The 26,810-nt window shown below is 54.8% G+C and carries 19 protein-coding genes and 1 pseudogene; 4 read left to right on the top strand and 16 right to left on the bottom strand.

Features of this window, described 5'->3' with window-relative positions:
- The first annotated feature begins 65 nt into the window (after nt 1-65).
- The gene (locus tag ACYZT8_RS29185; protein ID WP_461977863.1) at nt 66-1,466 is read left to right on the top strand and encodes an aminoacyl-tRNA deacylase and HDOD domain-containing protein; all 1,401 of its coding nucleotides are present in this window, start codon (nt 66-68) and stop codon (nt 1,464-1,466) included.
- A gap of 97 nt (nt 1,467-1,563) precedes the next feature.
- Here ACYZT8_RS29185 and ACYZT8_RS29190 read toward each other — a convergent pair whose 3' ends face one another.
- Nucleotides 1,564-2,928, bottom strand: coding sequence for a hypothetical protein (locus ACYZT8_RS29190; RefSeq protein WP_461977865.1), 1,365 nt, complete (start codon nt 2,926-2,928; stop codon nt 1,564-1,566).
- A gap of 177 nt (nt 2,929-3,105) precedes the next feature.
- Here ACYZT8_RS29190 and ACYZT8_RS29195 point away from each other — a divergent pair.
- Nucleotides 3,106-3,384: pseudogene (locus tag ACYZT8_RS29195) on the top strand (histidine kinase); the annotation flags it as partial.
- A gap of 313 nt (nt 3,385-3,697) precedes the next feature.
- On the opposite strand, the gene ACYZT8_RS29200 reads toward ACYZT8_RS29195, so the two are convergent.
- Nucleotides 3,698-4,087 carry a hypothetical protein gene (locus ACYZT8_RS29200; RefSeq protein ID WP_008150118.1) on the bottom strand — a complete coding sequence of 130 codons (390 nt, stop codon included), beginning with the start codon at nt 4,085-4,087 and terminating at the stop codon, nt 3,698-3,700.
- Nucleotides 4,088-4,570: 483 nt separating this feature from the next.
- Between ACYZT8_RS29200 and ACYZT8_RS29205 the strand changes: the two genes are divergently transcribed.
- Entirely contained in the window at nt 4,571-4,954 is a 384-nt protein-coding gene (locus ACYZT8_RS29205) for a DUF6124 family protein (protein ID WP_461977867.1), read from the top strand.
- 64 nt (nt 4,955-5,018) lie between these two features.
- On the opposite strand, the gene ACYZT8_RS29210 is transcribed toward ACYZT8_RS29205, so the two are convergent.
- The 7 genes from ACYZT8_RS29210 to ACYZT8_RS29240 all read right to left on the bottom strand — a co-directional run bounded on the left by ACYZT8_RS29210 (nt 5,019) and on the right by ACYZT8_RS29240 (nt 13,988).
- A complete protein-coding gene (locus ACYZT8_RS29210; RefSeq protein ID WP_461977869.1) occupies nt 5,019-5,567 on the bottom strand; it encodes a hypothetical protein in 549 nt (182 codons plus the stop codon).
- Between the two features lie 28 nt (nt 5,568-5,595).
- A complete protein-coding gene (locus ACYZT8_RS29215) occupies nt 5,596-6,027 on the bottom strand; it encodes a hypothetical protein (protein ID WP_461977871.1) in 432 nt (143 codons plus the stop codon).
- Between the two features lie 13 nt (nt 6,028-6,040).
- Nucleotides 6,041-7,279 (bottom strand): lysozyme inhibitor LprI family protein, encoded by a 1,239-nt coding sequence (locus ACYZT8_RS29220; protein ID WP_461977873.1) that lies wholly within the window; start codon nt 7,277-7,279, stop codon nt 6,041-6,043.
- Nucleotides 7,280-7,471: 192 nt separating this feature from the next.
- Nucleotides 7,472-7,882, bottom strand: a complete 411-nt coding sequence (locus tag ACYZT8_RS29225; RefSeq protein WP_461977875.1) for a hypothetical protein — start codon at nt 7,880-7,882, stop codon at nt 7,472-7,474.
- A 3-nt stretch (nt 7,883-7,885) separates the two neighbouring features.
- Nucleotides 7,886-10,900, bottom strand: coding sequence for a hypothetical protein (locus ACYZT8_RS29230; protein WP_461977877.1), 3,015 nt, complete (start codon nt 10,898-10,900; stop codon nt 7,886-7,888).
- The gene (locus tag ACYZT8_RS29235; protein WP_461977879.1) at nt 10,897-11,928 is read right to left on the bottom strand and encodes a tetratricopeptide repeat protein; all 1,032 of its coding nucleotides are present in this window, start codon (nt 11,926-11,928) and stop codon (nt 10,897-10,899) included. Before ACYZT8_RS29235 ends, ACYZT8_RS29230 begins: the two co-directional genes overlap by 4 nt.
- Before the next feature lie 11 nt (nt 11,929-11,939).
- Entirely contained in the window at nt 11,940-13,988 is a 2,049-nt protein-coding gene (locus ACYZT8_RS29240; protein WP_461977881.1) for a type VI secretion system Vgr family protein, read from the bottom strand.
- Nucleotides 13,989-14,444: 456 nt separating this feature from the next.
- Between ACYZT8_RS29240 and ACYZT8_RS29245 the strand changes: the two genes are divergently transcribed.
- Nucleotides 14,445-14,831, top strand: coding sequence for a DUF6124 family protein (locus ACYZT8_RS29245; RefSeq protein ID WP_461977883.1), 387 nt, complete (start codon nt 14,445-14,447; stop codon nt 14,829-14,831).
- Between the two features lie 104 nt (nt 14,832-14,935).
- Here ACYZT8_RS29245 and ACYZT8_RS29250 read toward each other — a convergent pair whose 3' ends face one another.
- The 7 genes from ACYZT8_RS29250 to tssM are packed head-to-tail and all read right to left on the bottom strand — an operon-like array spanning nt 14,936 to nt 26,799.
- Entirely contained in the window at nt 14,936-15,844 is a 909-nt protein-coding gene (locus tag ACYZT8_RS29250) for a tetratricopeptide repeat protein (RefSeq protein WP_461977885.1), read from the bottom strand.
- Nucleotides 15,834-18,980 (bottom strand): peptidoglycan DD-metalloendopeptidase family protein, encoded by a 3,147-nt coding sequence (locus ACYZT8_RS29255; protein ID WP_461977887.1) that lies wholly within the window; start codon nt 18,978-18,980, stop codon nt 15,834-15,836. The genes ACYZT8_RS29250 and ACYZT8_RS29255 overlap by 11 nt, the downstream gene beginning before the upstream one ends.
- 23 nt (nt 18,981-19,003) lie before the next feature.
- Nucleotides 19,004-19,441 (bottom strand): hypothetical protein, encoded by a 438-nt coding sequence (locus ACYZT8_RS29260; RefSeq protein WP_461977889.1) that lies wholly within the window; start codon nt 19,439-19,441, stop codon nt 19,004-19,006.
- Between the two features lie 27 nt (nt 19,442-19,468).
- Nucleotides 19,469-21,505, bottom strand: a complete 2,037-nt coding sequence (locus tag ACYZT8_RS29265) for a type VI secretion system Vgr family protein (protein ID WP_461977891.1) — start codon at nt 21,503-21,505, stop codon at nt 19,469-19,471.
- 28 nt (nt 21,506-21,533) lie between these two features.
- A complete protein-coding gene (locus ACYZT8_RS29270) occupies nt 21,534-22,535 on the bottom strand; it encodes a serine/threonine-protein kinase (protein WP_461977893.1) in 1,002 nt (333 codons plus the stop codon).
- Entirely contained in the window at nt 22,532-23,260 is a 729-nt protein-coding gene (locus ACYZT8_RS29275) for a PP2C family protein-serine/threonine phosphatase (protein WP_461977895.1), read from the bottom strand. The genes ACYZT8_RS29270 and ACYZT8_RS29275 overlap by 4 nt, the downstream gene beginning before the upstream one ends.
- Nucleotides 23,260-26,799 (bottom strand): type VI secretion system membrane subunit TssM, encoded by a 3,540-nt coding sequence (gene tssM / locus ACYZT8_RS29280; protein ID WP_461977897.1) that lies wholly within the window; start codon nt 26,797-26,799, stop codon nt 23,260-23,262. The genes ACYZT8_RS29275 and tssM overlap by 1 nt, the downstream gene beginning before the upstream one ends.
- Between the last annotated feature and the right edge of the window lie 11 nt (nt 26,800-26,810).

The following is a 26,810-nucleotide window of genomic DNA, read 5'->3' on the forward strand; positions in this document are numbered from 1 at the left end:
TTGTAGACGATGCTTTTAAACAAGCTGGTTATACTCCTGCAATTGTTTGAATACGGATACAGACCATGACAGAAGCTGCCCTCGCCCCCGACACCCTGCACGCTCCGTCTGTTATTCGGCTGCTGCTGGGCAAATTGGGCATTGCCTACGAAGAAGTACTCGACCACCACGGCCTCAACGCCTCGCGCAAAGTGCAGGCGGTGCTGGTGGACGACGCGGTCGGTGCCCTGATGGTGCTGTTTCCGCAAAGCCAGTTGCTGGACCTCAATCGACTCGCCGAATTGACCGGTCGCCGCCTCACCGCCGTGCCCACCGAACGCCTGGTGAAAATGCTCGGCAAGCACAACCTGAGCCTGCTGCCCGGCCTGCCGGCGCTGACCAGTTCGCCGTGCCTGTACGAAGAAAGCCTGCTGCGCGTACCGAAGTTGCTGATCAACTCGGGCGAGCCGGGCCTGCTGCTGGAAATCGCCAGCGAAGACTTCAAGACCATGCTGACCAAGGCCAGCGCCGCGAACTTCGGCGAGAACCTGACCAGCATCCGCCCGAACCTCGACCGCCCCGACGATGACCGCGAGGAAATCACCCAGGCCGTCCAGGCGTTCACCGCGCGACGCATCCAGCAACGCCTGGAAGCCACCATCGAGATTCCGCCACTGGCCGAGACCGCGCAGAAAATCATCAAGTTGCGCGTCGACCCCAACGCCACCATCGACGACATCACCGGCGTGGTCGAAACCGACCCGGCGCTGGCCGCCCAAGTCGTCAGCTGGGCCGCGTCGCCGTACTACGCGTCACCGGGCAAAATTCGTTCAGTAGAAGATGCGATTGTGCGTGTGCTGGGTTTCGACCTGGTGATCAACCTCGCGCTGGGCCTGGCCCTGGGCAAAACCCTGAGCCTGCCCAAAGACCACCCGCAACACACCACGCCGTACTGGCAGCAATCGATCTACACCGCCGCCGTCATCGAAGGCCTGACCCGCGCCATGCCCCGCGCCCAGCGCCCGGAAGCCGGCCTGACCTACCTCGCTGGCCTGCTGCACAACTTCGGCTACCTGTTGCTGGCCCACGTGTTCCCGCCGCACTTCTCGCTGATCTGCCGCCACCTCGAAGTCAACCCGCACCTGTGCCACAGCTACGTCGAGCAACACCTGCTCGGCATCAGCCGCGAACAGATTGGTTCCTGGCTGATGCGCTACTGGGACATGCCCGACGAACTGGCTACCGCGCTGCGCTTTCAGCATGATCCGAGCTACGACGGTGCCTACGCTGAATACCCGAACCTCGTCTGCCTGGCCGTACGCCTGCTGCGCAGCCGTGGCATCGGCTCCGGCCCGGACGAAGACATCCCTGATGCCTTGCTCGAACGCGTCGGCCTGACCCGCGACAAAGCCAACGACGTCGTCAGCAAAGTCCTCGAAGCTGAAGTCCTGCTGCGCGAACTCGCTTCGCAGTTCAGCCAAGCCTAAAAGTATCGCGGGCAAACCACGCTCCCACAGGATTTACGCAATCCCTGTAGGAGCGTGGCTTGCCCGCGAAGAATCCAACTCGCTCTGACTGACCGCCTCAAGCCAGGTAGCGGATAACAAACCCGCCAAAACGCGCAGCCCAAGGGGTAGAGTCGCGCCAGAGGTGGCCACATACTACGATTCGTCCATCCGCCATGATCGCCATGTCCTGTACGGATTCATAGACGTACTCAAGATCGAAAACAGCCCAGCCCCGAAAATTAAACGTCTGATCCAGGGTTCCGTCAGAAAGGTACCGCGCCGTCACCGGTGCCAATTGTTCCCCGACAAAGCCATCACCGCGGCTGCCGGTGACTACAATCGCCCCGTCTGCTTGCCAGGCACATCGCCGCCAACCAAGCCCTTCAGGCAGCATGTCCGAGTACAACGGCATTCCGTTGTTAAAGACCCGATTGAAAGATCCGCTGGAGTTCAGGACGACGATCATCCCGTATCGAACTGAGCTACTCAAAACGTAACCAACCGCTACGATCCCACCATCACTTTCTCTAACGGATATTGCATTCATATCGATCAAGCGATCCGCGGGACGAGAAATGGTCACCGCAACACCGCCATTAAAGCTGGCATCAACCTGTCCTGATGCGTCAAATCGCATCACGAATGCCCCTTTCGGGCCGGCGGGATGAATGCTTGTGTAATGACCAGCCACCAGCACTTTTTCATCAAACTGCACTGCAATAGAATCGATGCTATTGCGACCGTACGTCACACCTGGAAGCTCGACGATCGCGGAACCACCATTAAACGTTTTATCGTCCGTACCGTCTGAATTAAGACGCAGCACAAGCCCTTTTGAAATACCGGAGCCGTCTGAAACGCTGGCGGAAAAGAGGATCTTGCCGTTTGACTGTTCAACTGCGGAGTGCCCGGAATTACCCGCCAGTCTAGGTTCCTCTTCGGAAAAATCCTCGTCATCCCGACTCAAAATATCGGCCTTCACCCGCATTTGCTCGGGTACGCCAATTTCGTTGTAAGGAATGAAACGCCCCCCACCTGAACCGAAGGACTCCACTACTGTGCCGTCCTGACGCTGCCGCACAAATGCCAAACCTTCGGAGCTTTTTGAGACGTATTGGCCGTAAGTTACCCACCCGCCATCAGCTAAAGGAATGAGCCCGAATATGGGATACACAACGGTATCCTCGAAGATCACTCGAACAACGCCGTTTTGTTCATCGCCGAACCCGGAGTCAAGCGTTCCATCCTCATTCAGACGCGCCACTGTAAACGAGGGCTCTCCCACGTATGGCTCAACGGCAATAAGCAGCTTGCCTTCAGGTAGCGCGAGAACGGCCGACGAAATGGCTCCGGTACTTCCAATCGGCACAGTTACCACTCCGTGATCACCAAACGCCGGGTCTAGATTACCGGCATTTTTTTCCACTTGCAGTTGACTCATGATCTTGCTCCATCAAGGTGATTGAGAGCCCCCGATGGGCTTCTCCCACACCAGTAGAGCAGTCAGTGGCACCATCAAACACCTGTCATAAATAACAGTATTACTGTCTTTGAGAGACACATTGGTGACACGCGGAGCCAGAGTTTCATTGAAACACCGACTTTGCGCTTAACGAAGATAGGCTCATGGTTGATTCGCTACCGGGACATGCCCGACAAACTCGTCACCGCGCTGCGCTTCCAGCACGGCACGTATGCCGAGTATCAGAACCTTGTGTGTTTGGCGGTGCGATTGCCGCTTGGACGCGGGATTGGCTCCGACCCGGACGAGGACATCCCGGATGCGTTGCTGGAGCGTGTGGGTTTGACGCGCGACAAAGCCAACGACGTCGTCAGCAAAGTGCTTGAGGCTGAAGTTCTGCTGCGCGCACTGGCTTCACAATTCAGCCAAGCCTAAAAGCATCGCGGGCAAGCCACGCACACACAAGATTTACGCAATCCCTGTGGGAGCGGTCTTGCCCGCGATGAATCCCCCGCCGATCCACCTGAATCACCACAACCCCCTGTAGGAGCGAGCCTGTTCGCGATGAATCCAACTCGGTATCTCTGAATCACCACACCTCTGTGGCGAGGGAGCTTGCTCCCGCTCGACTGCGCAGCAGGCGCAACCCAGCCAACGCGGCGTGTCAGATACAACCGAGGCCAGGCTTTAGGGCCGCTTCGCAGCCCAGCGGGAGCAAGCTCCCTCGCCACAGGGTTTACCTCCGACCTTAAGCCTTGGCTTTAGCCTTCGCCTTCCGCGGCTTCAAATACTTGGTCAACCCCTGAAACCAGATCACCAGCGCCGGATTGCCCTTGATCTGAATCGACTTGTCCTGAATCCCCGTCATAAACGCCAACTGCTTGTTCTTCGCCTGCATCGTGGCAAAGCCATACGCCGCATCCTTGAACGCAATCGCAAACGCCGGCTCGGCATACACGCCCGACTTGCTGGTAATGCGCTGATCCTTCACAAAGAAATGCCGCGCCACTTTCCCGTCCAGGGTCTGTAGCTGGAACACCAATTCCTTGTCACCCAACTGCTGCTGAAACGCAGGATTAGTCCGACTGGCCTTACCCATCAACAAACCCAGCATCCACAGTAGAAAACGAAATTTCATGCGCACAGCCTCAAGAGAAAAGTGAACGGCCGGCGCAGTGTAGCGGCTTCAAGCGAGAACGCCACTGTTGTGCAGCGATAGAAGAAGATGCCCTAGTTTTTGACGCTGATGACTACCAAGTCATTGACGAAGCAAGGGTGTTTAAAAGCGTGAAGATTTTGATCTTTCTACGCTCGACGCCATCGGATATTTCCTTCAACACGTGGTGCTGTTCGTGAACTAGGCAGGGTTTGGCTTCATCGATAGGCTTTGTTCGTCGCCGCAAAATCGGTGACACGGACGTGCAAGTCCGGCGGGATACACAATGGTTATGGCAATTCATCGAGCATTTTCCTATGCTCGCGAACCGTTATGGCAGTTGTGTATGGGAGACCTTCGGGTCTGCCGGGTAATCCCGCCGGTCTTGCACACCTATGCACAGCTGCCACCTCTTTCGAAGTGCAAGCGAAACGGTGTCGGCTCCATAATTACGGGATAACACTTATGATCAAGCCAACACCGAATCCACCAGCAAACGAAGCTACATCCCCCTACGAATCCCTCGATTCGAAGAAACTCCACGAAGCCGCCGAACGCGCGCTCGACCACCATTTCGCCCCACCACCCGGCGATAAACCCAAACCTCGCAAAGGCAACCTCTTCGCCGTCTCCCCCGACATCGACACCGAAGCCCTCCTGGCTAACGCCTCGGAAGACCTGTTATCCATCAGCGCCATCGCCGCCAACCTGGCCGACGACGTGGACGGTGCACGTCGCTCCCTAGCCTTGGCGCTCAGCAGATTGGCGGATGGGGTCCGGTTGTTGGTGGAGCGAGCGCTGGATCACATTGATTCGCCGAATCCGGCGGAGCATCGGGGGAAGGTGTAACAGGAACGCGAATAGAAAAAGGGGACTTGGCGTCCCCTTTTTTGAAAATTTGAAATTCGCTTTTTTATGACTTTCCGTCAGCTGCGATAGACCCAACGTTACATCGTCCATCCTGAAGATCAGGGATCAGACTTCTGTTTCCCGACTGATACCAGTCGGCAAGCAATTGGCTCTCGCAGAAAGCTTCTTTCTGGACATCGTAATAAAATGCCACCGTATGGGTCGCCATGGCGCCCCGATTCGGTAGGAAAACCTCCAAATCAAATACGACATCGGGCAAAGGACCATTCCTGTCGGCCATCAATTTTGGCGGCCCTTTAAATTTGCAGGGTGCTCCTGTAAACGCGGAATCCAGCAAGCCACTCTGATAAGTGTAGATGGCGCAGTTCGGTATTGAATCTTCAAACACCACCGCAACCATTACACCGCCCTTCCAACTTAAAGCACCGAAGGGGATTGGATGAACGTCCTCTGCACGCATCTCATTCTCCGCAGCGATGGCAGCAGTTACAGCGACCGGCAACGATTGCTCCACATTCAACAGGGTGGGTGCCGCATGAGCCGACATTACAAATAGGGGGAAAATGAGACTGTAGAGGGCAACAGCTTTCATGCACGCCCCCCGAGAAAACGAAATGAAATCACCATTGGCAACCCGTTCCTGGCGACGCATCCATACCGATATCTTGATCGAATGAATACTTCTTTTGGGTTTTGTAGTTTGTGTAAGTCATCCCGTAAATGCGGGCACCTTGGCTGACCATTTCATAATCTCCCGATACCACGCCATCGGAGACTTCAACCCAGGTCGTCGTAAATTGAGACGGCCGATCCGGATCCATGACTTCTTCCTCGGAATTTTTGTAGACAAGACCAATTGCCGTTTTTGACTTGCTGTATTTGACGTTCGCGCCGCTCCATTTAACGACCGAATCGAAATAGCGTCTGAACTCAAAATTGATGCTTTTGCCTTCCTGCGAGCGGAAGCAATAGACCTCGGTTGTGATTTCACTGTGAGCCGCCATTGGACAGAGGAGTAGCAAGGCTACAAAAAACGAAGAAAAATATTTCAAACCGATCATTCCTTTAGCGGTTCATGGGTAACTGAAAGCGCATTCGCACAGCGCAATAAGCGAGATCTTCACGAAACAGACGGAAACTCATCTCGCACTGCCCGACCGCATATTGCTTCCAAACCGGATCGTCGAAGTCTCCCCCTCCGAGCAGATTGATCGAGGCCTTCAGACCGCTTTCGCGATCCTGCCCTGCCATCAACGAAGCAGCTTTGTAAAAGCCATCATTCGGCGTTCCTGTCTGTAGATAAATGAGCTCACCCAACCGGGCGGTGGTTGTCTGCGCCAAGCACGCAAGCTTATCGATGGGAGCCTCCGCTCCCGGAAAAACGGACTGATAGATATCCTCGCAATACGCTTCTTTGAAACTCACCCACTTTCTTTGCACATCGCTCAGTTGCTTCTTGTCTGCAGGAGACAAACTGGCCAACGCTTTTTTGTATTGCTCATTCAACAAGGCATCCACTTTTTCGAGGCTTTGCTGGCCGCAAATAATCAAATCTGTATTGGTGAAACTGTCGGGGTTGCAGGCTTCCTTGGCGCTAGCGGAAACACTTGAAGCAGATGAAGCATTCGCCGCCGGAGGCCTAGCCTTTTCTGATGTGCCGGAAACGCAATTGGACAAGCAGGACACCGTCGGCAGATTCGGATCGCCATTTCCGGCAAATACGTAAGTCGCAACGCCGACACGGGTTCGTGCTGTATACACGGGAACACTTACGGCCAAGGATTTGGAGGGCACGGAGACGGATGGGACTCTCGGCACAACTACCACGTCACCCTCAACATCTCCACACAATGCCTGCATAGCTGATTCGCTGAAAGGCATACCGCTTGGCGGAGCAAATTGTTTGGAGTCAGGTCGGCAGTCGTAACCGTGCCAGTAAGGCCCCGACTGTTTAGAGGTATCAAAGGAGAAGATATAAATCCTTTGTAGTTCAATTATTCCACCTTCGTATCCAAACACCACCCAGCGGCGGGACCGAGCACTGGAAGAACTTTCATTAGCCAGAATGTACTGACGGCCATCCCGATAGAGCTCAAACGAATTCAAAGCGCCAGTCGGCTCCGCCGTGTCGGATAACTTCTTACCGGAACCGGCATCCAACATATAACCATTACCATCCAGCACCACCGAGCAATTATTCGTGGCACTCCCTTTCTGCATGCACGACCGCAGGGATTGAAAGATCGGTTCAGCAGCCACAATCGGTGGACATAAGAACATCACCAACAACAAAAACTTATTCAATACTATTTCCTTGTATTGATGCATATACTGAAACAAAACAGCGAACGCACTTATATACAGCCCAAAAACAATACAACTAACAAACCCTGTCAACCACCATCACACTACCCACACTCAACCAAGGAGGCGGATTTATTTGCTGCCTCCCTTAATCAAAGATGGAGACAGCTAAATTAATCTGACGCCTCGCAGTTATTTCCCTGCTTCGGAACAGCTCAGGTCTTTAATTACCGCTGCCGTTACAGGAATGACACAGCTTCTGCGCTGCTCACCGGTTGGCTGCAGAGGGATAAGGCTAAGTGTCAAATGAACCCCGTCAGCTTTCACCGAAATATCCTCGAAACCAGCATCAGCAAAGTCCGAACCGAATTTTTTACCTTCAAAGGTACAGAAGTTCGAAGAGGACAGAACTTTCCAGTTTTTTTCAGGGCTAATCACCTGAACATCAAGACAACTATTACCGAATGTTTTTACATACCTGACGACATTATTGCCAACGCGGCCGGCCCCGACTTCCGAGACAGAGCCGATATCTGGAATTTCGGCTGCTGCGTGTCCCAGGTAAAAAACACAAAACAATGGTACCAACTTCGAAAATTTCATAAATCACCTAAGATAATCAACACGTCTATTGAACCGATCTTCAGGCACATTGCCCCATTTCGAACGATCGCCTATTACATCTGAAAATGCAGACAAATTATTGTCCGTCATATGTCTTTGAATAAGGGCCCTGGAATCCCCTGTGTAGTCACCTCGATAAATCAAGTCGATGGCCATATCCTGAATTCTAGGATTTGTAGAATCCCAACTCAAACGACCGTAAAGATTAATAGCATCGGTCTTATCCGATATCCTCACAACTTCACTTTTCATGAATTCATAAATTGGCACGAACAATTGATGCTGCTGTTTCCGGGTTATGAATATTTTTCTGATTTCTGGGCTCGCGCTCTGCAGATAATTTCTTGCGGCACTTCCACTTAAACCTTTTGCCCCCAATAGCCAACCCAGCAATGGTTCTTTAATACCTACAGCAGCAAGATCACTTTCGGGATTAGGTCTCTGGCCAAGGTCGTAGCCTCTCCCGATCGTGACTCCAGAAACGCCCCCAGGCCAATGGACCTTCCGACTGAAATACATATGCAATGGGTTCGCCGGATCTTCCAGATCATTCCCCTCCACGTCAAATGTCAACTGACCTCTATCGACCTTCAGCCACCTCAAATCATTGTCATCTTCCACGGCAAGGGAGTTTGCGATAAAACCGATTGGATGAAAGTGATAAATCAAACCTGATTCGATGGCCGCTTTCCCGGAAAGCTCATCCCAAAAAACATACTTGCTGATCCGCTCTTTTTCATGCTTCAGCGTCTTCGGGGAGGTTTCCAATAGCTGATCCAACTTGCTCCACTTTGCAGAGTCCGCTTTGTCCTTCCACTCGGTCGGATGATGAGCGATTAGCTTCGACCAGCGTGCACGTGTTTCAGCATTTTTTAACGCATTCGCGAGCTCAGCTGAATCGACTTGGCCGTCGTGGTTTGTGTCAATTTTGGCGAACAAGTCTTTGAAGAACTGCGGCATGTCTTCGGGATCAAGGAAACCATCCGCCGTTGCGTTTGTTTCTTCAACAATCTGGAATCCGAGTTTTTCCCAATCATGCTGGGTGATGATGTTCGCGCCTGCTTTATTTACCAGTCCGCTGACCGGTTGACCGTCGTCGGTGACGCTTACGTTGCACCAGTCTTCCGTGCCGACCTTGATCACCGGGGCCTTGCTGAGGTCGACGGCGTGGTCGAGCTTTAGCAGCGTCGTGCCGGTCGCCGGGGCTACTTTCTTGAGCTCTGTTCCGGTCGGCAATTGAAGGTACTGCTTACCTGTTTTAAGGCCAGCGAGGTTTTTGAGGAGATCTTTCACTTCCGACTCGGCGGTGAATATTTCGACGTGAACCTGAAACTTGCTGTCCGACGCGCCTTGCTCGCTAGTGAGATTATCCGTCTGCCCCAAGTATCCAATCGGATCGCCAGCCTTGATGCCGGTACTGGTTGATACAACGCTATCAAAGTCCGTAGGAGTCACCGTCTCCCACTGCACATACTGACTTGCTGGATCGTTTTCGACGGTCGTCCAGAATGTCGGCGGTGCATTCCCCGTTGGCTGCCACACTCCGCCAGACACAAGTGTGCATGAGCCCATGCGCCGCAATTTGTTGCCAACCACAAGGTTTACAACTTCCTTGCTATTGAACTCGATAACACTATTGACGGCCAACTCCAGGCCACCATCGACGGGCGCACCGGCAGGTTGCCCGTTTGTTGGATTCGCCGGATTCTGATGCAGTGGCAGACGTTTAGACGCCCTAGCTTTAACCTTTCCTTGCCAGTAATTTGGCCTTGCTCGTTCTGGTATGGCGTCTGCCGTCCAAATACGATGATGCTGGGTGTTTTTGTATGGCTCGCCATCTTTCAAATAAGCGAACCAAATTTCAGCACCTACGTCCCGAACTTTGTGCGAACCAGCCTTCACGCTGCCGGAAAGAATTTTGCCTTTAGCGTAGGTGATGTTGTTGACGTCCTTCTGCTCCAGAACTTCAAGCTTGGTACCGTTAGTCACTTTCCCGGGAGAGGTTATGTCACTCGACAAGGGCGCCTCGTCATAAGCCTTGAAGTCCCCGACCTTCATGGTCACCTTCGGTTTTGGCGTTTCATCCGGGGATAGCGGATAGCGTTTATAAGGTAGCAAATGCATATACAGACTGTAGAAATTCAGCTTGTTTTGCTTACCTTTATTCGGCCCTTCTTCCGGGTTTGGCGCCGATTTGTACTCATGGCGCACCAAACAGAAAGAGTTGGAGTACTTCAGCTTTTTCTCGTTATCACCGAAGGTCGATTCTAAGTAGTCCTGATTCAACCGGTACGCGACGACCTCACCATCGGCCATACAGCGAACCGGCTCATTGAGTACGCATTGCGGAGCACTTGCATTACTGATGTGGATGCCGCCATGCCAAAATTTGTTGCTACCTAACAAGTAATGACCTGACTTCTCATTTTCGAGCGCTTTGCAAATTTCCTCTGTGTCAGTGAACTGCTTCCCGTCAGCCTTTCGGAAGGGGTATTGAAAATTCATTAGGGGTGCAGGTCCCGCCGGAGCAGGTACTGGGGTTGGCGCCGCCGCAGGCGCCGGTTGTGCACCAGTTCTGTATTGAGCTTTCGGACGCAAAAACTTTTCTGGCATCGGCCAGTAACCGCTCTGGTGCCCATACTTAGCGGATTTCGGCCCAGAAGAAGATTGCGAGCCGAAAAAATTCCCCGCAGTCCGTACTGAGTTGATGTCCTCGACTACCCCCGTATGCCCGTGGAAATTAATCCAGAGTGCAATATCACCGGGCTCGACGCTCGCGAGCGGGATGACTTCAAAATGGGTTACATCAACATTTAACTGTCCCGTTGTCAGGTATGGGATTGAATATCCCGCATCCTTCAACATTCGGTACAACAGCCCTGAGCAATCGATTTCCTTGCGACCGTCGGCGTCGGCGTCGGCATACCCTTTCGCAGGGCCGTATTCATATTGGCTATGTGGGTAGTTAGCCCGCTGTTCAAGTAGTCCAGTACTCATCGGAAGCTTCCTGCTTTAAGACATTGAGTTGAGTTTTCAGCGACGACGCCTTGGGCCGCTAAGTGGTCAACGCCTCGCGCACCGGACTCACGATCCGTTTTCTGAACCTCCTGATAACACGCCATTGCTCTGGGCAGATCAGCAGGGACGACAGTGCCGACTTCATACACCTCTCCTAGTTGGATAAGTGCATCAACTGAGCCTCGGCGCGCGGCGCTTTCCAATGCGGCCATTGACTGTTGCGGATTGATACAGACGTGCTTGTCGTCGTATTCACCCTCATCGCAGTAAAAATTTGCAAGCGTCACGCCTGCGCCGGGAATGCTTTTTGAAGCAGCGACCAAAAGATCCAAAATTTTGGTGTTATCCAAGCGCGGAGCTTGTCCAGAAAGACTGATTCCCGCAGCAGACAATGCAGCCTGCGGCGAACCGAGTTGCGCTCCGGCTAAATAGCTATCCAGTGCTGCGGCGTACAGGTAAACACCGGACTCGGGCGAAGCATGATTAGCCAACCGGTCAAACCACACACCTTTCTTCAGCTCTCGTTCACCGGGCGATAGTTTTTCCGTTCGAGCCACACCCTCTGAAACGTTTTCAAGCGACCAGTCTTCGACACGGCTCAAAGCCCAGCAGTTGTCTTTTTTGAAGACGAAAATTTTCAGAAATCCGCCCGTTTGGTCACGGACGATCACCTTGTTAGGTAATTCGACCTTAATGGTGAGATTCGACTCAGCGGCTTTTTCTGGAATGAGAACGCTCAATTCAGTAGCGTCCAGCGTTTTGAGTTTACGTTTGACTACCTTCGGCTTACCACCATCGAAAACCACTCGAATCTCTTGAACGGGAGAGGCGATAAAGGCCTTCTGTATCTCAGGCTGGGAGGCGAAAACTTTAACGAACTCTGCAAAGTTGTCGCTCGGACATTGAGCATCAATGGACGACGAGGCAAAGGCACCAGTGTGCATACCTAAGGTCAGCAATGCGATGGAGCACCACTTCACCAGCCTTACGTGTTTGTTTGTTGTCATCACGAAACTCATCACTCAGAAAACACAAAAAAAGCCTTCGGTTTAACCTTCTCCGGCACCGCATTCCCCAACGCCTGATCCATCAAACTCCCCGCCTTATCCTTATCCGCCGCCCCCGGCAGCACCGGCGGTTTAATCCCGATCCCAGTCCCCGACCCCGCCGAACCACCCGCATTAATCTTCACCACCGGCCCAACAACCGTCACCCCACCGGCATCCAGCTTGATAAAGCTGCCACCACCCAAAATGGTCAGCTCGCTGCCAGCCTCAATAACAATCTTCGCCCCAGCCTTCAGATGAATCTCTTTCCCAACGCTGGTCAGCTGCGCAGTCCCCAGCTTCACATGCTGGTTCTGCCCAATCGTCAGGTGATCATCCAGCCGCGTTTCAACCTTGCGATCAGCAATCGTGGTGCGATGCTCTTCAGCCTTGAGCTCGGTGTAGGTGTTCTTGACCACCGTATCGTGGCGTTCGTTACCCACGCGGATCTTCTGATCATGCTCAATGTTTTCATCCCAATCCCGCTGGGCATGAATAAAGATCTGCTCCGCTCCCTTCTTGTCTTCAATCCGCAGTTCATTAAACCCACCTCCCCCCGGTGAGCTGAGGGTTTTGAACACGGTGCGAGTTTTATTGGCCGGCAGTTCGTAGGGAACCTGGTTTTCCTTGTGGTACAGGCAACCGGTCACCAGCGGTTGGTCGGGGTCGCCTTCGAGGAAAGTGACGAGCACTTCCATGCCGATGCGCGGGATAACGATGGCGCCATACCGATCCCCGGCCCAACTCGAAGAAACGCGCATCCAGCAGCTGGTTTTGTCATCCGCCAAGCCTTCGCGGTCCCAGTGGAATTGCACTTTGATGCGGCCGTATTGGTCGCAGTGAATCTCTTCACCTTTGGGACCGGTGACCATGGCGGTCTGGCTGCCGAGGACGCGGGGTTTGGGGTGTTGCAGCGCGGGGCGGTAGAACACGGCCCACGGGGTGGCGAGGAAGCGGTTGCGGTAGCCCTGGTGGAAGTCGTCTTTGTTGTCGGTGGTGTCGCTGGTCACCGATTCTTCGAGGACTTGCGGTTGTTTGCCTTCGTGGACGATTTCGGTGAGCAGCCAGAGGTCGTTCCACTCGGTGCGCGGGTGGTCGGACATTTCCAGGAAGTGGCCGCTGATCAGTTTGGTCTGGTCGCCGTGGCCTTCGGCTTGCTGGTAGTCGGCACGATGGCGTTCGAGGGCGCGTTGGCTGAGGAATTTGCCGCGCGCGCGGTCGAGGAAGCGGCCGGGGTAGTCGTAATCTTCCAGATCCGGTTCGGTGCTTTCGCCGTCGGGCTTGTAGGCGGCTTCGAGTTGCAGGCGCGGTTTTTCGAAGTCGTAGTCGCGGCGGGTGACGCGGCCGGTGCGGGTTTCGAGGCGCAGTTTGAAGCCTTTGATCACAGGTTCGTCGGCGACCATGCCGCTGCCTTGCACATACGCCGTCGGCTGGCCGAGTTTCGGGAACACGGTCTGGTCGTCACCGAACACCAGCAGATGACCTTTCTCGCTGTGCTGGAAGTGGTAGTGAATGCCTTCCTCTTCGCACAGGCGCTGGACGAAGTGCAGGTCGGTTTCGTCGTACTGCACGCAGTAGTCGCGATCCGGGCAGGGCTGGCTGAGCTGGAAGCTGTACGAGTTGCCCTTGATGCCGTGCTCGTCGAGGATCAGCGCGATGATTTTCGGCGCGGACATCTGTTGGTAGATGCGCTGGTTGGTGCGGTGATGCAGGTATTGCAGTTGCGGCACCAGGGAGACTTTGTAGCGGGTCAGGCGCTTGCCGGCGTCACCTTGGGCGACGCGGTAGATCTGGCCGTGGATGCCGGAACCCTGTGGGTCGAACGCCAGGAACGCCTGTTTGTGCAGGAGTTTTTCCAGGTCCAGATCGGGGTTTTCGCTGACCAGTTCGAGGTCGAAGCGATACGGCTGGCTGATGCCTTCAGTGCCGGTGAACGACAGCACTTGCAGGTCGCCCACCTGATCGCCTTGAGAACCGTCGACGGTCAGGCTGAAGTGGGTTTCGTTAGCGGAGTTGAACATTGCTTGCTCCCTGTTCGGTAGTCATCCGTTACGCCGACAGGCCGTCACTGTCAGACCGATCTATTACATGCCGCAACTATTTAAACGGAATCACGGCCTTTTGATTTTGCCCCTACAGGGATGTCATGTTTATCGGACATTTCCTGCAAGACGTGGGGCTGTTCATGAACTATTCGCCCCTTGCTTCCACCGCTAACCTTTACTTGTCACCGCAAAAAACGATGACACGGACGTGCAAGTCCGGGTAAAAGACGACGCACAACGTCATTGGTCGCTGGTCGAGCAGATTACTGCTCGTGGCGCCTGTTTTATGGCGGCTGTGCGTGGGAGATCTTTCTTTCGAGAGCGATCTGCCGGGGTCCGTCTGCCCGGTCTTGCACACCTGCGCACAGTTGCCACCTTATTCGCGTGCAAGCGAACGGTGGTGGCTCCCAAAATACAGATGGAGATACATACATGTTCAAGGTCACGCCCAATCCGCCAGACAAATCTGGTACCTCTACTGAAGAATTCCTCGACACCGAAAAACTCAATAAAGAAGCTGCCGACCGCGCTTTCGCCCATTACTTCCCCCCAGCCAACGGAAAAACGCCCAAGCGCCGTAAAGGCAATCTCTTCACCGTGTCCCTCGATATCGACACCGAAGCCTTGTTGGCCAATGCCTCCGAAGACCTACTTTCGATCAGCGCAATCGCAGCCGATCTGGCAGACGATGTCGAAGGCACTCGGCGGTCCGTAGCCTTGGCACTGAGCAGAATGGCGGATGGTGTGCAGCTTTTGGTGGAGCGTGCTTTGGATCGTCTGGATGAGTTGGAGATGAGAAGGCAGCAGGCGAAAACGTAAGAACTGTAAGGGGACGGATTAGTTTGAAAAATAAATCCGTCCCCTTACTCCAGATTTATATACCGACCGCAACAAAGCCAACTCACAAATCGCCCCTTTACTTTCTACTTCAGAACACTACGCTCCTTCGAACGCTCAGGAATTTTTTGCTGTTTACCGCCTGCTATCATAAGCTCGTTATACGCTTTATAGTTTTTCGCGGCGGTAGCTTTGTCGCCTTCCGACCAATATGCATCTGCAATATTCAGATAGGCTACGACTCGCTTCGGATTATCGGCAATGACTTTTCCCAACAACCAAATAGCATCCTCATTGAAACCGGCCTGCTGCCAAAAATAAGCAATATCATTAAAGCTTTGCTGATCACCACTCGAGTAACCATAGTCAATTATATACTTCTCTATAAAACCTCGTTTCGGAAAACTCACGAACGCTTCTTTATTTTTATAGAGCCGAGATGTTGCATTCTTGAACTCTGTCAGAATCTCACCTTTCAGGCTCGCAACAGTTTTCTCTACCAGTCCTTTTTTCTGCATGCAATCTTCAGTTGTACAGGCTTCTGCTGCATCTTGCTCAACGACTGAGTAACAGTATGGTTGCGATGACTCAGAGGCACTTGGTCCCTTCTGCAAATAAACAAGTCGATCATGATTTGTTTTTATTACCTTGCAATAGGGTACCGCTCCAAATGAGTCAGGAACACCCGATTTATTTTTTACAATATCTGCCGCACTTACAACCTTACTCGCCTCAAGTGTTTTAACTTTTCCGTCCTGACTGACAAACCAGAAGATATTCTCTTGAGTAGTGCAGTCACATTCACAGCTCAGCACGTAATCTCCACCTCGGATGTCCCACTTGGACTTGGCTACTCCGTCAGGCCCACAATAATTCTCTGCAATGGCCACAGAGCAAACATTGGTATCCGGATCGCATGCCAGCTTTTTACCCTCGCCCCACGCGGAAGATACCAGTAACAGAAACACATATAACCAACGGCTGTTAAAGTTCACAAATATCACCCTCAATAATCATTCCGTAGTTACCATTTTCTCGCGACGCAGTATTACCACTCATCGTCGCAGTATATTTCTGCCCTTGAATGATACCCATGCGCCGGCTAAACGCATCAGCTCGATAAGCCGTTGATGCCTTCTCTGCGCGTTTCTTACACACAAAAATAACAAGTTCTTTTTGCGTCGTGATGTTGGCGGTCGGAAACTCCGCACGAATCAACTCCTCGGCCTTCGACAAGTTATTTTGCTGAACACATAAATCATAAAGCGCACAATAGGTTCGCAACTTAACTTTAACCATCAGGTTCGGCGCTAGTTCACGCATCAACTTAAGGCAAGAAATTATATTATTATTATATTTGGCAGCATGATCCAGCTGAATTTTCTGGAAGGCTTCAACCTCACCAAGCTTTTTAAATGCGGATTTCCAGCCAGCGTTATTACTGGAAATAATTCCGATCGCCCAGTTCATCTGCGCCGTTGTGTTTGCAGCATTCAGTGTATTGAGCAATGTCTGGAAATTCATATTTGCGCCAAAGCATGCATCAAATTTAGCCTGATCGGCTGCACGCATCTCTAACAATACCGGACCAAGCGTGCCTTGGCCAAAGTTCCACTGAATGATGCCAAACGACATACCCTGCCCATCAAAATTACCCGCCAGTGCTTCGTAATCGAGTTTGCTTTTCCCTTCATACCCAGAAGAAACCAGCAGCGCAATTTCCTTTGCCTTACTGAGAGGAATACAGGTAGTCGATAATAAATTCTCTACGAATGCAACAGAATGGAAATGCCAAACAACATCTGAGCTTACAGCTGCTTTGCCAGCAAGCTCTTCCCAAAAAACGTATTTACTTATTCTTTCTTTTTCATGCTTTAACGTTTTCGGTGACGCCTCCAGCAACTTATCAAGCTTGCTCCACTTGGCAGAATCTGACTTGTCTTTCCACTCAGTTGGGTGATGAGCGATAAGCTTCGTCCACTGCGCTCGCGTATCAGCGTTCTTCAAAGCGTCAACGAGTTCGCCCGGATCAACTTCACCATCATGGTTATTATCGATTTTCGCAAAGAGATCCTTGAAGAACTGTGGCATGTCTTCAGGGTCAAGAAATCCGTCCGCCGTAGCGTTTGTTTCCTCAACAATCTGAAAGCCAAGCTTTTCCCAATCATGCTGTGTGATGATTTCCGCACCTGCTTTCTTCACCAGTCCGGTGACCGGCTGATCGTCCTCGATCACGCTGACTTCGTAATAATCGTCGTTACCTTCCTTGATAATCGGTGCCTTACTCAAGTCAATCGCATGTTCCTTCTTGAGTGGCGTGGTGCTCGTTGCCGGCGCTTTTTTCTTCAGTTCGGCTCCCACCGGCAGATGCAGGTACTGCTTGCCGATCTTCAGTCCGGCAGGGTTCTTGAGGAATTCTTTCACGTCATTTTCGGCAGTGAAGATCTCGACATGAACTTGATATTTGCTCGCCACACCACCCTCTTCGCCGGTGAGGTTTTCGGTTTGTCCCAAGTAACCAATCGGATCGCCAGCCTTGATGCCAGTACTGGTTGATACAACGTTATCAAAGTCCGTAGGAGTCACCGTCTCCCACTGCACATACTGACTTGCTGGATCGTTTTCGACGATCGTCCAGAATGTCGGTGGTGCATTCCCTGTTGGCTGCCATACGCCGCCAGACACCAGTGTGCATAAGGCCATGCGCCGCAATTTGTTGCCAACCACAAGGTTAACGACTTCTTTGCTATTGAACTCGATAACACTATTAACTGCCAACTCCAGGCCACCATCGACGGGTGCACCGGCAGGCTGTCCGTTTGTTGGATTCGCAGGATTCTGATGTAGTGGCAGCCGTTTTGACGCCCTAGCTTTAACCTTTCCTTGCCAGTAATTTGGCCTTGCGCGTTCTGGTATGGCGTCTGCCGACCAAATACGATGATGTTGGGAGTTTTTGTATGGCTCGCCATCCTTCAAATAGGCGAACCAAATTTCAGTTCCTACGGCGCGAACTTTTTGCGAACCAGCCTTCACGCTGCCGGAAAGAATTTTGCCTTTAGCGTAGGTGATGTTGTTGACGTCCTTCTGCTCTAGGACTTCAAGCTTGGTGCCGTTAGTCACTTTACCGGGAGAGGTTATGTCGCTCGATAAAGGCGCCTCGTCATAAGCCTTGAAATCCCCGACCTTCATGGTCACCTTCGGTTTTGGCGTTTCATCCGGGGATAGCGGATAGCGTTTATAAGGTAGCAAATGCATATACAGACTGTAGAAATTCAGCTTGTTTTGCTTACCTTTATTCGGCCCTTCTTCCGGGTTTGGCGCCGACTTATATTCATGGCGCACTAGGCAGAAGGAGTTGGAGTACTTCAGTTTTTTCTCGTTGTCTCCGAAGGTCGATTCCAGATAATCCTCATTCAGCCGATAAGCAACGACTTCGCCATCGGCCATGCAGCGTATCGGCTCATTTAGGACGCATTGTGGGGCACTTGCATCGCTGATGTGAATGCCGCCATGCCAGAATCTATTGCTACCCAATAGGTAATGCCCTGATTTTTCGCTCTCAAGCGCTTTGTAAACATCTTCTGCATCAGTGAACTGCTTACCATCTGCCCTTCGGAATGGGTATTGAAAGTTCATGAGTGGTGTAGGCCCTTCATTAGGTGAAGAGGCCGGAGCCGCAGCAGGACTTGCGGCTGCTTCCTGTTGGCTCCACCACACTTCAGGGCTAATGAGGTTCCCATTGGGACCCTTCATTTGATAATGGACATGACGTGGATATTGGGTCACACCATTCGGCCCTTTCCCCCCCATTGTTCCGATCTCGTCACCTGCAGCAACGGTTGCTCCCTGACTTACCATGTGACTGCTTGTATGCAAAATCTCATGACTGTTGCCGTCCGCATCTTTTATTTTTATCGTGCCATAGTTCCCACCAGTAAATGTGACTGTGCCTGCAATTGGCGCATAAACTTTTGGATTCTGCAAATTGATGCCATTTTGGCCACCAATATAATTAAAGTCTGTCCCTCCATGAGGGCCACTCGCACGTTGCTCGCCATAGACTCCCGTTATATGAGGCTGGTGGCCATCAACCGGGGGCAGAACACGGAGCATCACTTCATTGAAAGACATATAACTTCCTTTTTAAATTTCTATCAAAGCGAGTAATCTTGAACTTCATCCAAAAACCAACACAACTCCAACTTAAATGTATAGAAAACCTGGTAATCGGTATCTGGCTTTTCAATTTTTATTTTTGCAATACCGTTGGACGCCTCTAGAACTTTGACTTCGAGACCGTCAGCAGTTCGTTTCTCTTTCCCAGGAACTATAGGGAACTTCAGATTTTCTTTTTCCAAAAAAACTATTTTTTGCTCTGGCTCAGGCTCGGCGTCTACCGTTATTAACTTTTTCAAGGGGGTATGAGTAAACTCCCGCTGCACCGAAGAGCTCTCCAAGTAAGCAGCTAAAAAAGCTGAAAAGTCCTTCGATGGGCATGAACTTACATCAGCTCCGCCTGCAATCGCACTGCTTGAAAAAAGCCCTAGCGCGGATATAACAAGTGCGAGAGTGATGCGCAATTGACAGTTCATAAGCAGATCCTTTAGTTGAATTACTAATCACTCAGAAAACACAAAAAAGGCCTTCGGTTTAACCTTCTCAGGCACCGCATTCCCCAACGCCTGATCCATCAAACTCCCCGCCTTATCCTTATCCGCAGCCCCCGGCAGCACTGGCGGTTTAATCCCAATCCCAGTCCCACTCCCCGCCGATCCACCCGCATTAATCTTCACCACCGGCCCAACAACCGTCACCCCACCGGCATCCAGCTTGATAAAGCTCCCCCCCCCCAAGATGGTGAGTTCGCTGCCAGCCTCAATAACAATCTTCGCCCCAGCCTTCAGATGAATCTCTTTCCCAACGCTGGTCAGCTGCGCAGTCCCCAGCTTCACATGCTGGTTCTGCCCAATCGTCAGGTGATCATCCAGCCGCGTTTCAACCTTGCGGTCGGCAATCGTGGTGCGATGCTCTTCAGCCTTGAGTTCGGTGTAGGTGTTCTTAACCACCGTGTCATGCCGTTCATTCCCGACACGAATTTTCTGATCATGCTCAATGTTTTCATCCCAATCCCGCTGGGCATGAATAAAGATCTGCTCGGCACCCTTCTTGTCTTCAATGCGCAGTTCATTAAACCCACCGCCCCCCGGGGAGCTGAGGGTTTTGAACACGGTGCGGGTTTTGTTGGCCGGCAGTTCGTAGGGAACCTGGTTTTCCTTGTGATACAGGCACCCCGTCACCAACGGCTGATCCGGATCCCCTTCAAGGAACGTCACCAGCACTTCCATCCCGATCCGCGGAATGACAATCGCGCCATACCGATCCCCAGCCCAACTCGAAGAAACGCGCATCCAGCAGCTGGTTTTGTCATCCGCCAACCCTTCGCGGTCCCAGTGGAATTGCACTTTGATGCGGCCGTATTGGTCGCAGTGAATCTCTTCGCCTTTAGGGCCGGTGACCATGGCGGTCTGGCTGCCGAGGACGCGGGGTTTGGGGTGTTGCAGCGCGGGGCGGTAGAACACGGCCCACGGGGTGGCGAGGAAGCGGTTGCGGTAGCCCTGGTGGAAGTCGTCTTTGTTGTCGGTGGTGTCGCTGGTCACCGACTCTTCGAGGACTTGCGGTTGTTTGCCTTCGTGGACGATTTCGGTGAGCAGCCAGAGGTCGTTCCACTCGGTGCGCGGGTGGTCGGACATTTCCAGGAAGTGGCCGCTGATCAGCCTGGTCTGGTCGCCGTGGCCTTCGGCTTGCTGGTAGTCGGCGCGGTGGCGTTCGAGGGCGCGCTGGCTGAGGAATTTGCCGCGCGCGCGGTCGAGGAAGCGGCCGGGGTAGTCGTAGTCTTCCAGATCCGGTTCGGTGCTTTCGCCGTCGGGCTTGTAGGCGGCTTCGAGTTGCAGGCGTGGTTTTTCGAAGTCGTAGTCGCGGCGGGTGACGCGGCCGGTGCGGGTTTCGAGGCGCAGTTTGAAGCCTTTGATGACGGGCTCGTCGGCGACCATGCCGCTGCCTTGCACGTAGGCCGTTGGCTGGCCGAGTTTCGGGAACACGGTCTGGTCGTCGCCGAACACCAGCAGATGACCTTTCTCGCTGTGCTGGAAGTGGTAGTGAATGCCTTCCTCTTCGCACAGGCGCTGGACGAAGTGCAGGTCGGTTTCGTCGTACTGCACGCAGTAGTCGCGGTCCGGGCAGGGCTGGCTGAGCTGGAAGCTGTACGCGTTGCCCTTGATGCCGTGCTCGTCGAGGATCAGCGCGATGATTTTCGGCGCGGACATCTGCTGGTAGATGCGCTGGTTGGTGCGGTGATGCAGGTATTGCAGTTGCGGCACCAGGGAGACTTTGTAGCGGGTCAGGCGTTTGCCGGCATCGCCTTGGGCGACGCGGTAGATCTGGCCGTGGATGCCGGAACCCTGTGGATCGAACGCCAGGAACGCCTGTTTGTGCAGGAGTTTTTCCAGGTCCAGATCGGGGTTTTCGCTGACCAGTTCGAGGTCGAAGCGATACGCCTGGCTGATGCCTTCGGTGCCGGTGAACGACAGCACTTGCAGGTCGCCCACGTAGTCTTCCACGGTCAGGCTGAAATGCGTTTCGTTAGACGGGTTGAACATTGCTTGCTCCCTGTTCGGTAGTCATCCGTTACGCCCGCAGTCGCAGGCGTTGCAGCAAAGACGAAGTGGCGCCCAAGGCGTCACGCAGTTGGGCGGCGGTGATGGTGCGCTTGGCCGCATCGAAAGCCAGCGCCGTTCGCAGGGCTGGCCAGCAGTGTTTCGGTAGATTCCATGGAGCGTGCAGCTCGCGGTCGAGGTGCGCGTCGCGGGCCTCGATCGACGACAAGCGGCGGAACGGGTGTTTGCCGCCCGCCAGTTCGTAGAGCACGCAGGCCACTCCGTACACGTCGGCACTGGCCGACAGCGGTTGGCCTTCGAGCAGTTCCGGGGCTGCGTAGCCTGGGGTCCAGGCGTTGAAGCGGTCGCGGCTCAGGTGTGGCAGGCCGGGCAAGATGCCCTCTTCGGCCTGGCCCAGACCGAAGTCGAACAGGCGCACGCCTTCTTCGCTGAGCATCACGTTGCTCGGCTTCATGTCACCGTGCAGCACGCCGCGAGCGTGGGCGTAGGCCAACGCGTCGAGCAGCGGCAGCGCGATGTCGCGCAGTTCTTTCCACGGCAGGCCCAGGGGGCGCTCGCAGAGTAATTTGTCCAGGGTCAGCCCACGCATGAGTTCCATGGTAATGAAGGCGCGCTGGCAGTCGGTGTCCACTTCAAAGGTGTGCGGTCGCAGCACGTTGTTGTGGCGCAATCGTCGGGTCAGGGCGAACTCGCTGTAGAGCAAGGCGCTGGCGTCTGGCGATTCGGCAAATTCTTCGCTGAGGATTTTCAGCGCGATGTAAGGGTCGGGATCGCCGAACTGTTCGCTCAGCAAGTCCCGTGCGCGGTAAACCGCGCCCATGCCGCCGGCACCGAGCAGGCGCTCGATGCGGTAACGGCCTGCGAGCACGTCGGGCATTTCGCCGACGCTGGCTTTTGTTGGCGCCAGCGCGGGTTCTGCCTTGTGAGCTTTGGCGAACGCAAAGTAAGTCAGGTTATTGGCTTCCTCGTCGGTCACCAGCAGGTCGTCGAGCGGCGGCATGAGTTGGGTCATTGTCGGATCACCACGGCAGTCAGGTTGTCCCGGGCCGACCCACGCAGAGCGCCGTCGAACAGACGCTCCAGCGCAACGTGCGGCGCGGTCAGGCTCAGGGCATTGCCCAAGGCATCGCTGCTGAGCCCTTGGTACAAACCGTCGCTGCACAACAGAAACGTATCGCCGGGGTAAACCTCGAGTTCGAGCACGTCCAGCGTCAGCACCTCGGCGGCCCCGACCGCACGGGTCAGGGCATGGGCCGACGGATGCGCACGGGCGTCTTCGACGCTCATGTTTTGCTCGTCGATCAGTTGCTGTTGCAGCGAATGGTCCTTGGACAGCTGATACAACCGCTGGCCACGCCACAGGTAGCAACGGCTGTCGCCGGCCCAGATGCAAGCCGCGCGATTGCCCTCCACCAGCAGCGCCACCACGGTGCTGCCCATGATGCTGTCATGGCGCCCGGCGGTGACGGTCAACTCCTGACCCAGGCGGCGATTGAGCCAGTGCAGGCACTGGCGAATGCCTTTGAGTCGTTCGTCGAAGCCGTCCTGCACCGGCAATTCCGCCAGGCTGGCGACGATCAACTGGCTGGCGATGTCGCCACCCTGATGACCGCCCATGCCATCCGCGACCACCCACAGCCCCTGCTGTGGACAGTCGAGAAAAGCATCTTCGTTGCGCGCCCGAACCTTGCCCGGATCGGTACGCGCAGCGCTGCGCCAGGGACTGGCAACCAGCATCAGAGCTGCACCGGCATACGGAAGGTACGCAGCACGCCCATGTCGAACGGGTTCGGCGGGCGCTGGCTGCTGAGCAGGTAATTGGCGCGCAGGCCACCCACGTCAGCTTTCAGCACCAGCACGTCGCGACCGCTCAGGTACTCGGTCTGCATCAGGTCGAACAGACGGAACAGCGACCAAGGGCCGGTGTTCTTCTCGATACCAATCGGGCGGCCGGCCATTTTGTCGAGGACCAGGCTGGTGCGACCGTCTTCAGCGTCGGTCGGCCATTTGAACGACACCGGCACGATCGGACCGTGGCGGTATTCGATGGTCTTGTCGCCAAACTTGAACTCGGAACGGCTGACGGCCGGGTCGAGGGTGTACGGCTCCAGTTTGAACTGCACTTGCGGCTCGGCCGGGTTGATCGAGAAGAAGCTCTGGCGGATCACTTGGGCGGCGGCCATCTGGTCGAGGTAGACCTTGGAGATCGGCATGCTGTGACCGTCAATGCTGCGCAGGCGGTAGTTGCCTGGGTCGCCACTGACGAACGGACGCATGTAGGTCTCGAAGAAGCGATCGTTGATGCCCTGCGCCTTGAAGAACTCGCGGAAATCGCTGATCGCGACGTCGCTGGTGCTGTGGGCGCTGAACGGGTAACGCTTGTTGATCGCCTTGCCGTAGAAGCTGTACAGCTCGCTCTGATAACGCTGGTTCAGGTACTGGTAGGAATCGTTCAGCACCAGACGCCAGGTGTCTTCGGCCAAAACGTTGAACCACACGCTGACCGGACGCGGCAGGCGATTCGAAGCATTGCGCAGGGCGCTCAGCGCATCACGCTGGCCGCTCATGCGAGTCTTGGCCATTTCGAACGCGGCCTGATCCGGGGAGCTGGCACGTGCCAGGCTCGCCAGTTGCAGTTGCAGGTCGTTGAGCGCCGCGAGTGCCGGGGTCAAATCAGCGGCCGGGCCGTTGTTGTCATCCAGCAGACGGTGCAGCGGTTCGAAGCGACGTTGCAGGGATTTCTTCGCGGTGTCCGGCAGGTTTTTCATCGCGGCCATGTCCGAGGCCTGATCCGCTGCGGCAGACGCCAGTTTGCCCAGCTTGCCCAACTTGCCTTTCTGCTCGCCCAGCGCTGCAGCGGCATCAGCCGCTTGATCAACCGGTTCGGCTTCCGCCGGGAAACGGGTGTTCTCGCGCACTTCCACCAGCAGTTGCAGTACTGGGGAATTGGCGGAAGTCAGGCCCGCCAGTTGCTCGGCGCCCTCGCCCGCATCGTTGATCGGTGGCAACGCAACCTGACCGACCGCTTCGCTCCAGAAGTTGGCGTAGTCGCGGAAGTACAGTTGCTCCAGTTCGACCATCAAGCGACGAAGGTCCATGCCGCTGATGCCCGCGCCTTCGCCCAACACCCAGTTATCACGCAGGATGTCGGTGACCAGCGCACTGCCCTGGACCGAGAAATATTGCTGATAACCCTGTTGGGTGTAGAAGCCCGGGATCACGTATTCGGTGCCGACAAACAGCGAAGCCTGCGGGCCGATGTGTTGGCTCAAGCGGTATTCCGGCAGGTTGCGGGCCTGCTCGCGCAGCATCCGGTAAACCACGTTAGCCAGCGACTCGCTGCGCAGCACCTGACGCGCCTGCGCCACCAGTTGATCGTTCAGCGGATAGATAAACGGCTGCTTGAGCAAACGCTCGAAGTGCGTGTTCAAACCGTTCTGCACCGCGGTGTTGCCGGCGTAACGCTGGGACCAGTCAGTGGCGACCCAATCCTTGAGCCACGCCGCATCGCGACGATCTTTCATGTTCAACATCAGGTACGCACGCAGGCTGTTGAGCAGGCGTTCGCGGTCCTTCATGTTGGCGCGGATCTGCCCTTCCAGCAGCGTCGCGACCTTCGGCAGCAGTTGCGCTTCGAGCTCACGCTCGTACGCAGCCTTGACCACCGGATTGACCTCTTCACCTTGGTACAGGCCGCCACGTTCGTGGTACGACACGTCACCTTTCTTCGGGAAGACCTGGGTTGCCGCGTAGCTGGTGTCGAGGGTCTTGAGCACCGCCATGGAATCATCGCGGGCGGTCAGGGCCGAGCGTTGTTGGGTCCAGTTGGTGGCCAGGTTGCGCAGGTTTTCCAGACGCTCATAGTTGGCGGAAAAACCGCCGGCCCACAGCATGCCAAACAATGCGAGTGCCGCCAGTGCGCCCACGTACAACGCACGTTGGCCCCAATGGATGCGGCTGCGTTCGCGCTTGTCCAGGCCGGCCAGGTCGGCCTCGGGGAAAATCACCCGGCTGAGCAAATGGTGAATGAACCGCGAGCGGCCACTGCGCAAGGTCGGCAGCATGCCGGCACTCATGCCCAGACTGGCGCCGATACCGGCGGTGGTCTGGTCCATCTCTTGAGTCAAATGCGGTGCGCTGGTCAGGTAGAAACCGCGCAACTGGCTGACACGCTGGTAGCGGTTGCCGGTGAACGCCATGTCGACGAACAGGCACAGGCGCTCGCCGATCTGCCCCAGTTGATGCGGGAAGTCGAGGATGCGACCACGGCGCTGGGTGTCGCGCTCCTGGTGCATGCGCATGATCACTTGGCTGTTCAGGCGACGCAGCAGCTCTTCGAACTCGGCGCGCAGCACGGCGACGTCGGTGCCGCTCTGCTCTTTGCGGAAGCTGGTGCCGAGCACCTGATCGCTTTCTTCGCGGGTCAGTTGATCGAAGAACTCGTCGAAACCGAGCAACTGGTCAGCCTTGCTCAGCACCAGATAAATCGGCACATCGACGTGCAGTTTCTGATGAACGTCTTGCAGGCGTGCACGCACCTGGCGAGCCAGGGTGTCGAGGTCTTGCTCATTGTTGCCCAGCAGCAACTCGACCGGGATGGTCACCAGCACGCCATTCAACGGACGGTTGCGGCGACGCTTGCGCAGCAGGTCGAGCAAGGTGCTCCAGGCGCTGCCATCGACTTCGGCATCCGGCTGGGTCAGGTAACGCCCGGCGGTGTCGATCAGTACGCCGTGGTCGGCGAAATACCAGTCGCAATGGCGGGTGCCGAGGGTGTCGCGGGTCAGCTTGCGGTCGATCTTGTTGATCGGAAACTCAAGGCCCGAGAAGTCCAGCAGGCTGGTTTTGCCGCTGCCCTGAGGGCCGATCAGCAAGTACCACGGCAAGTCGCTGCGCCAGCGTTCGCTGCGACCGCGATACAGGCTCGAGGTCTTCAGGGTTTTCAACGCATCCTTGAAACGTACGCGAAGTTCTTTCTGCTCTTCGTCGATCAGCTCGTCACGGCGGATGCGGTCCTGGCCGTCTTCGGTGTCTTCGACGGCTTTTTTACGCACGCCCGCGCGCCAGCTGACGAAGACCATGGTCAGGCCCCAGATCAGGAACAGCACACTGATGGTCAGCAGGCGGGAGGTCGAACCTTCCCAGAACTTGTAGTCATCCACCGCCAGCAGCGGCCCGACGAACCACACCAGCAGCGCGACAAACAGCACCACCAGCAAGGTCCAGACCCAGGTCTTGCGCAAGAATGCGCCGACTTTCTTGAAAAACTTTTTCATCACACGTCCCT

Source organism: Pseudomonas sp. LB3P93 (genome assembly GCF_054898025.1).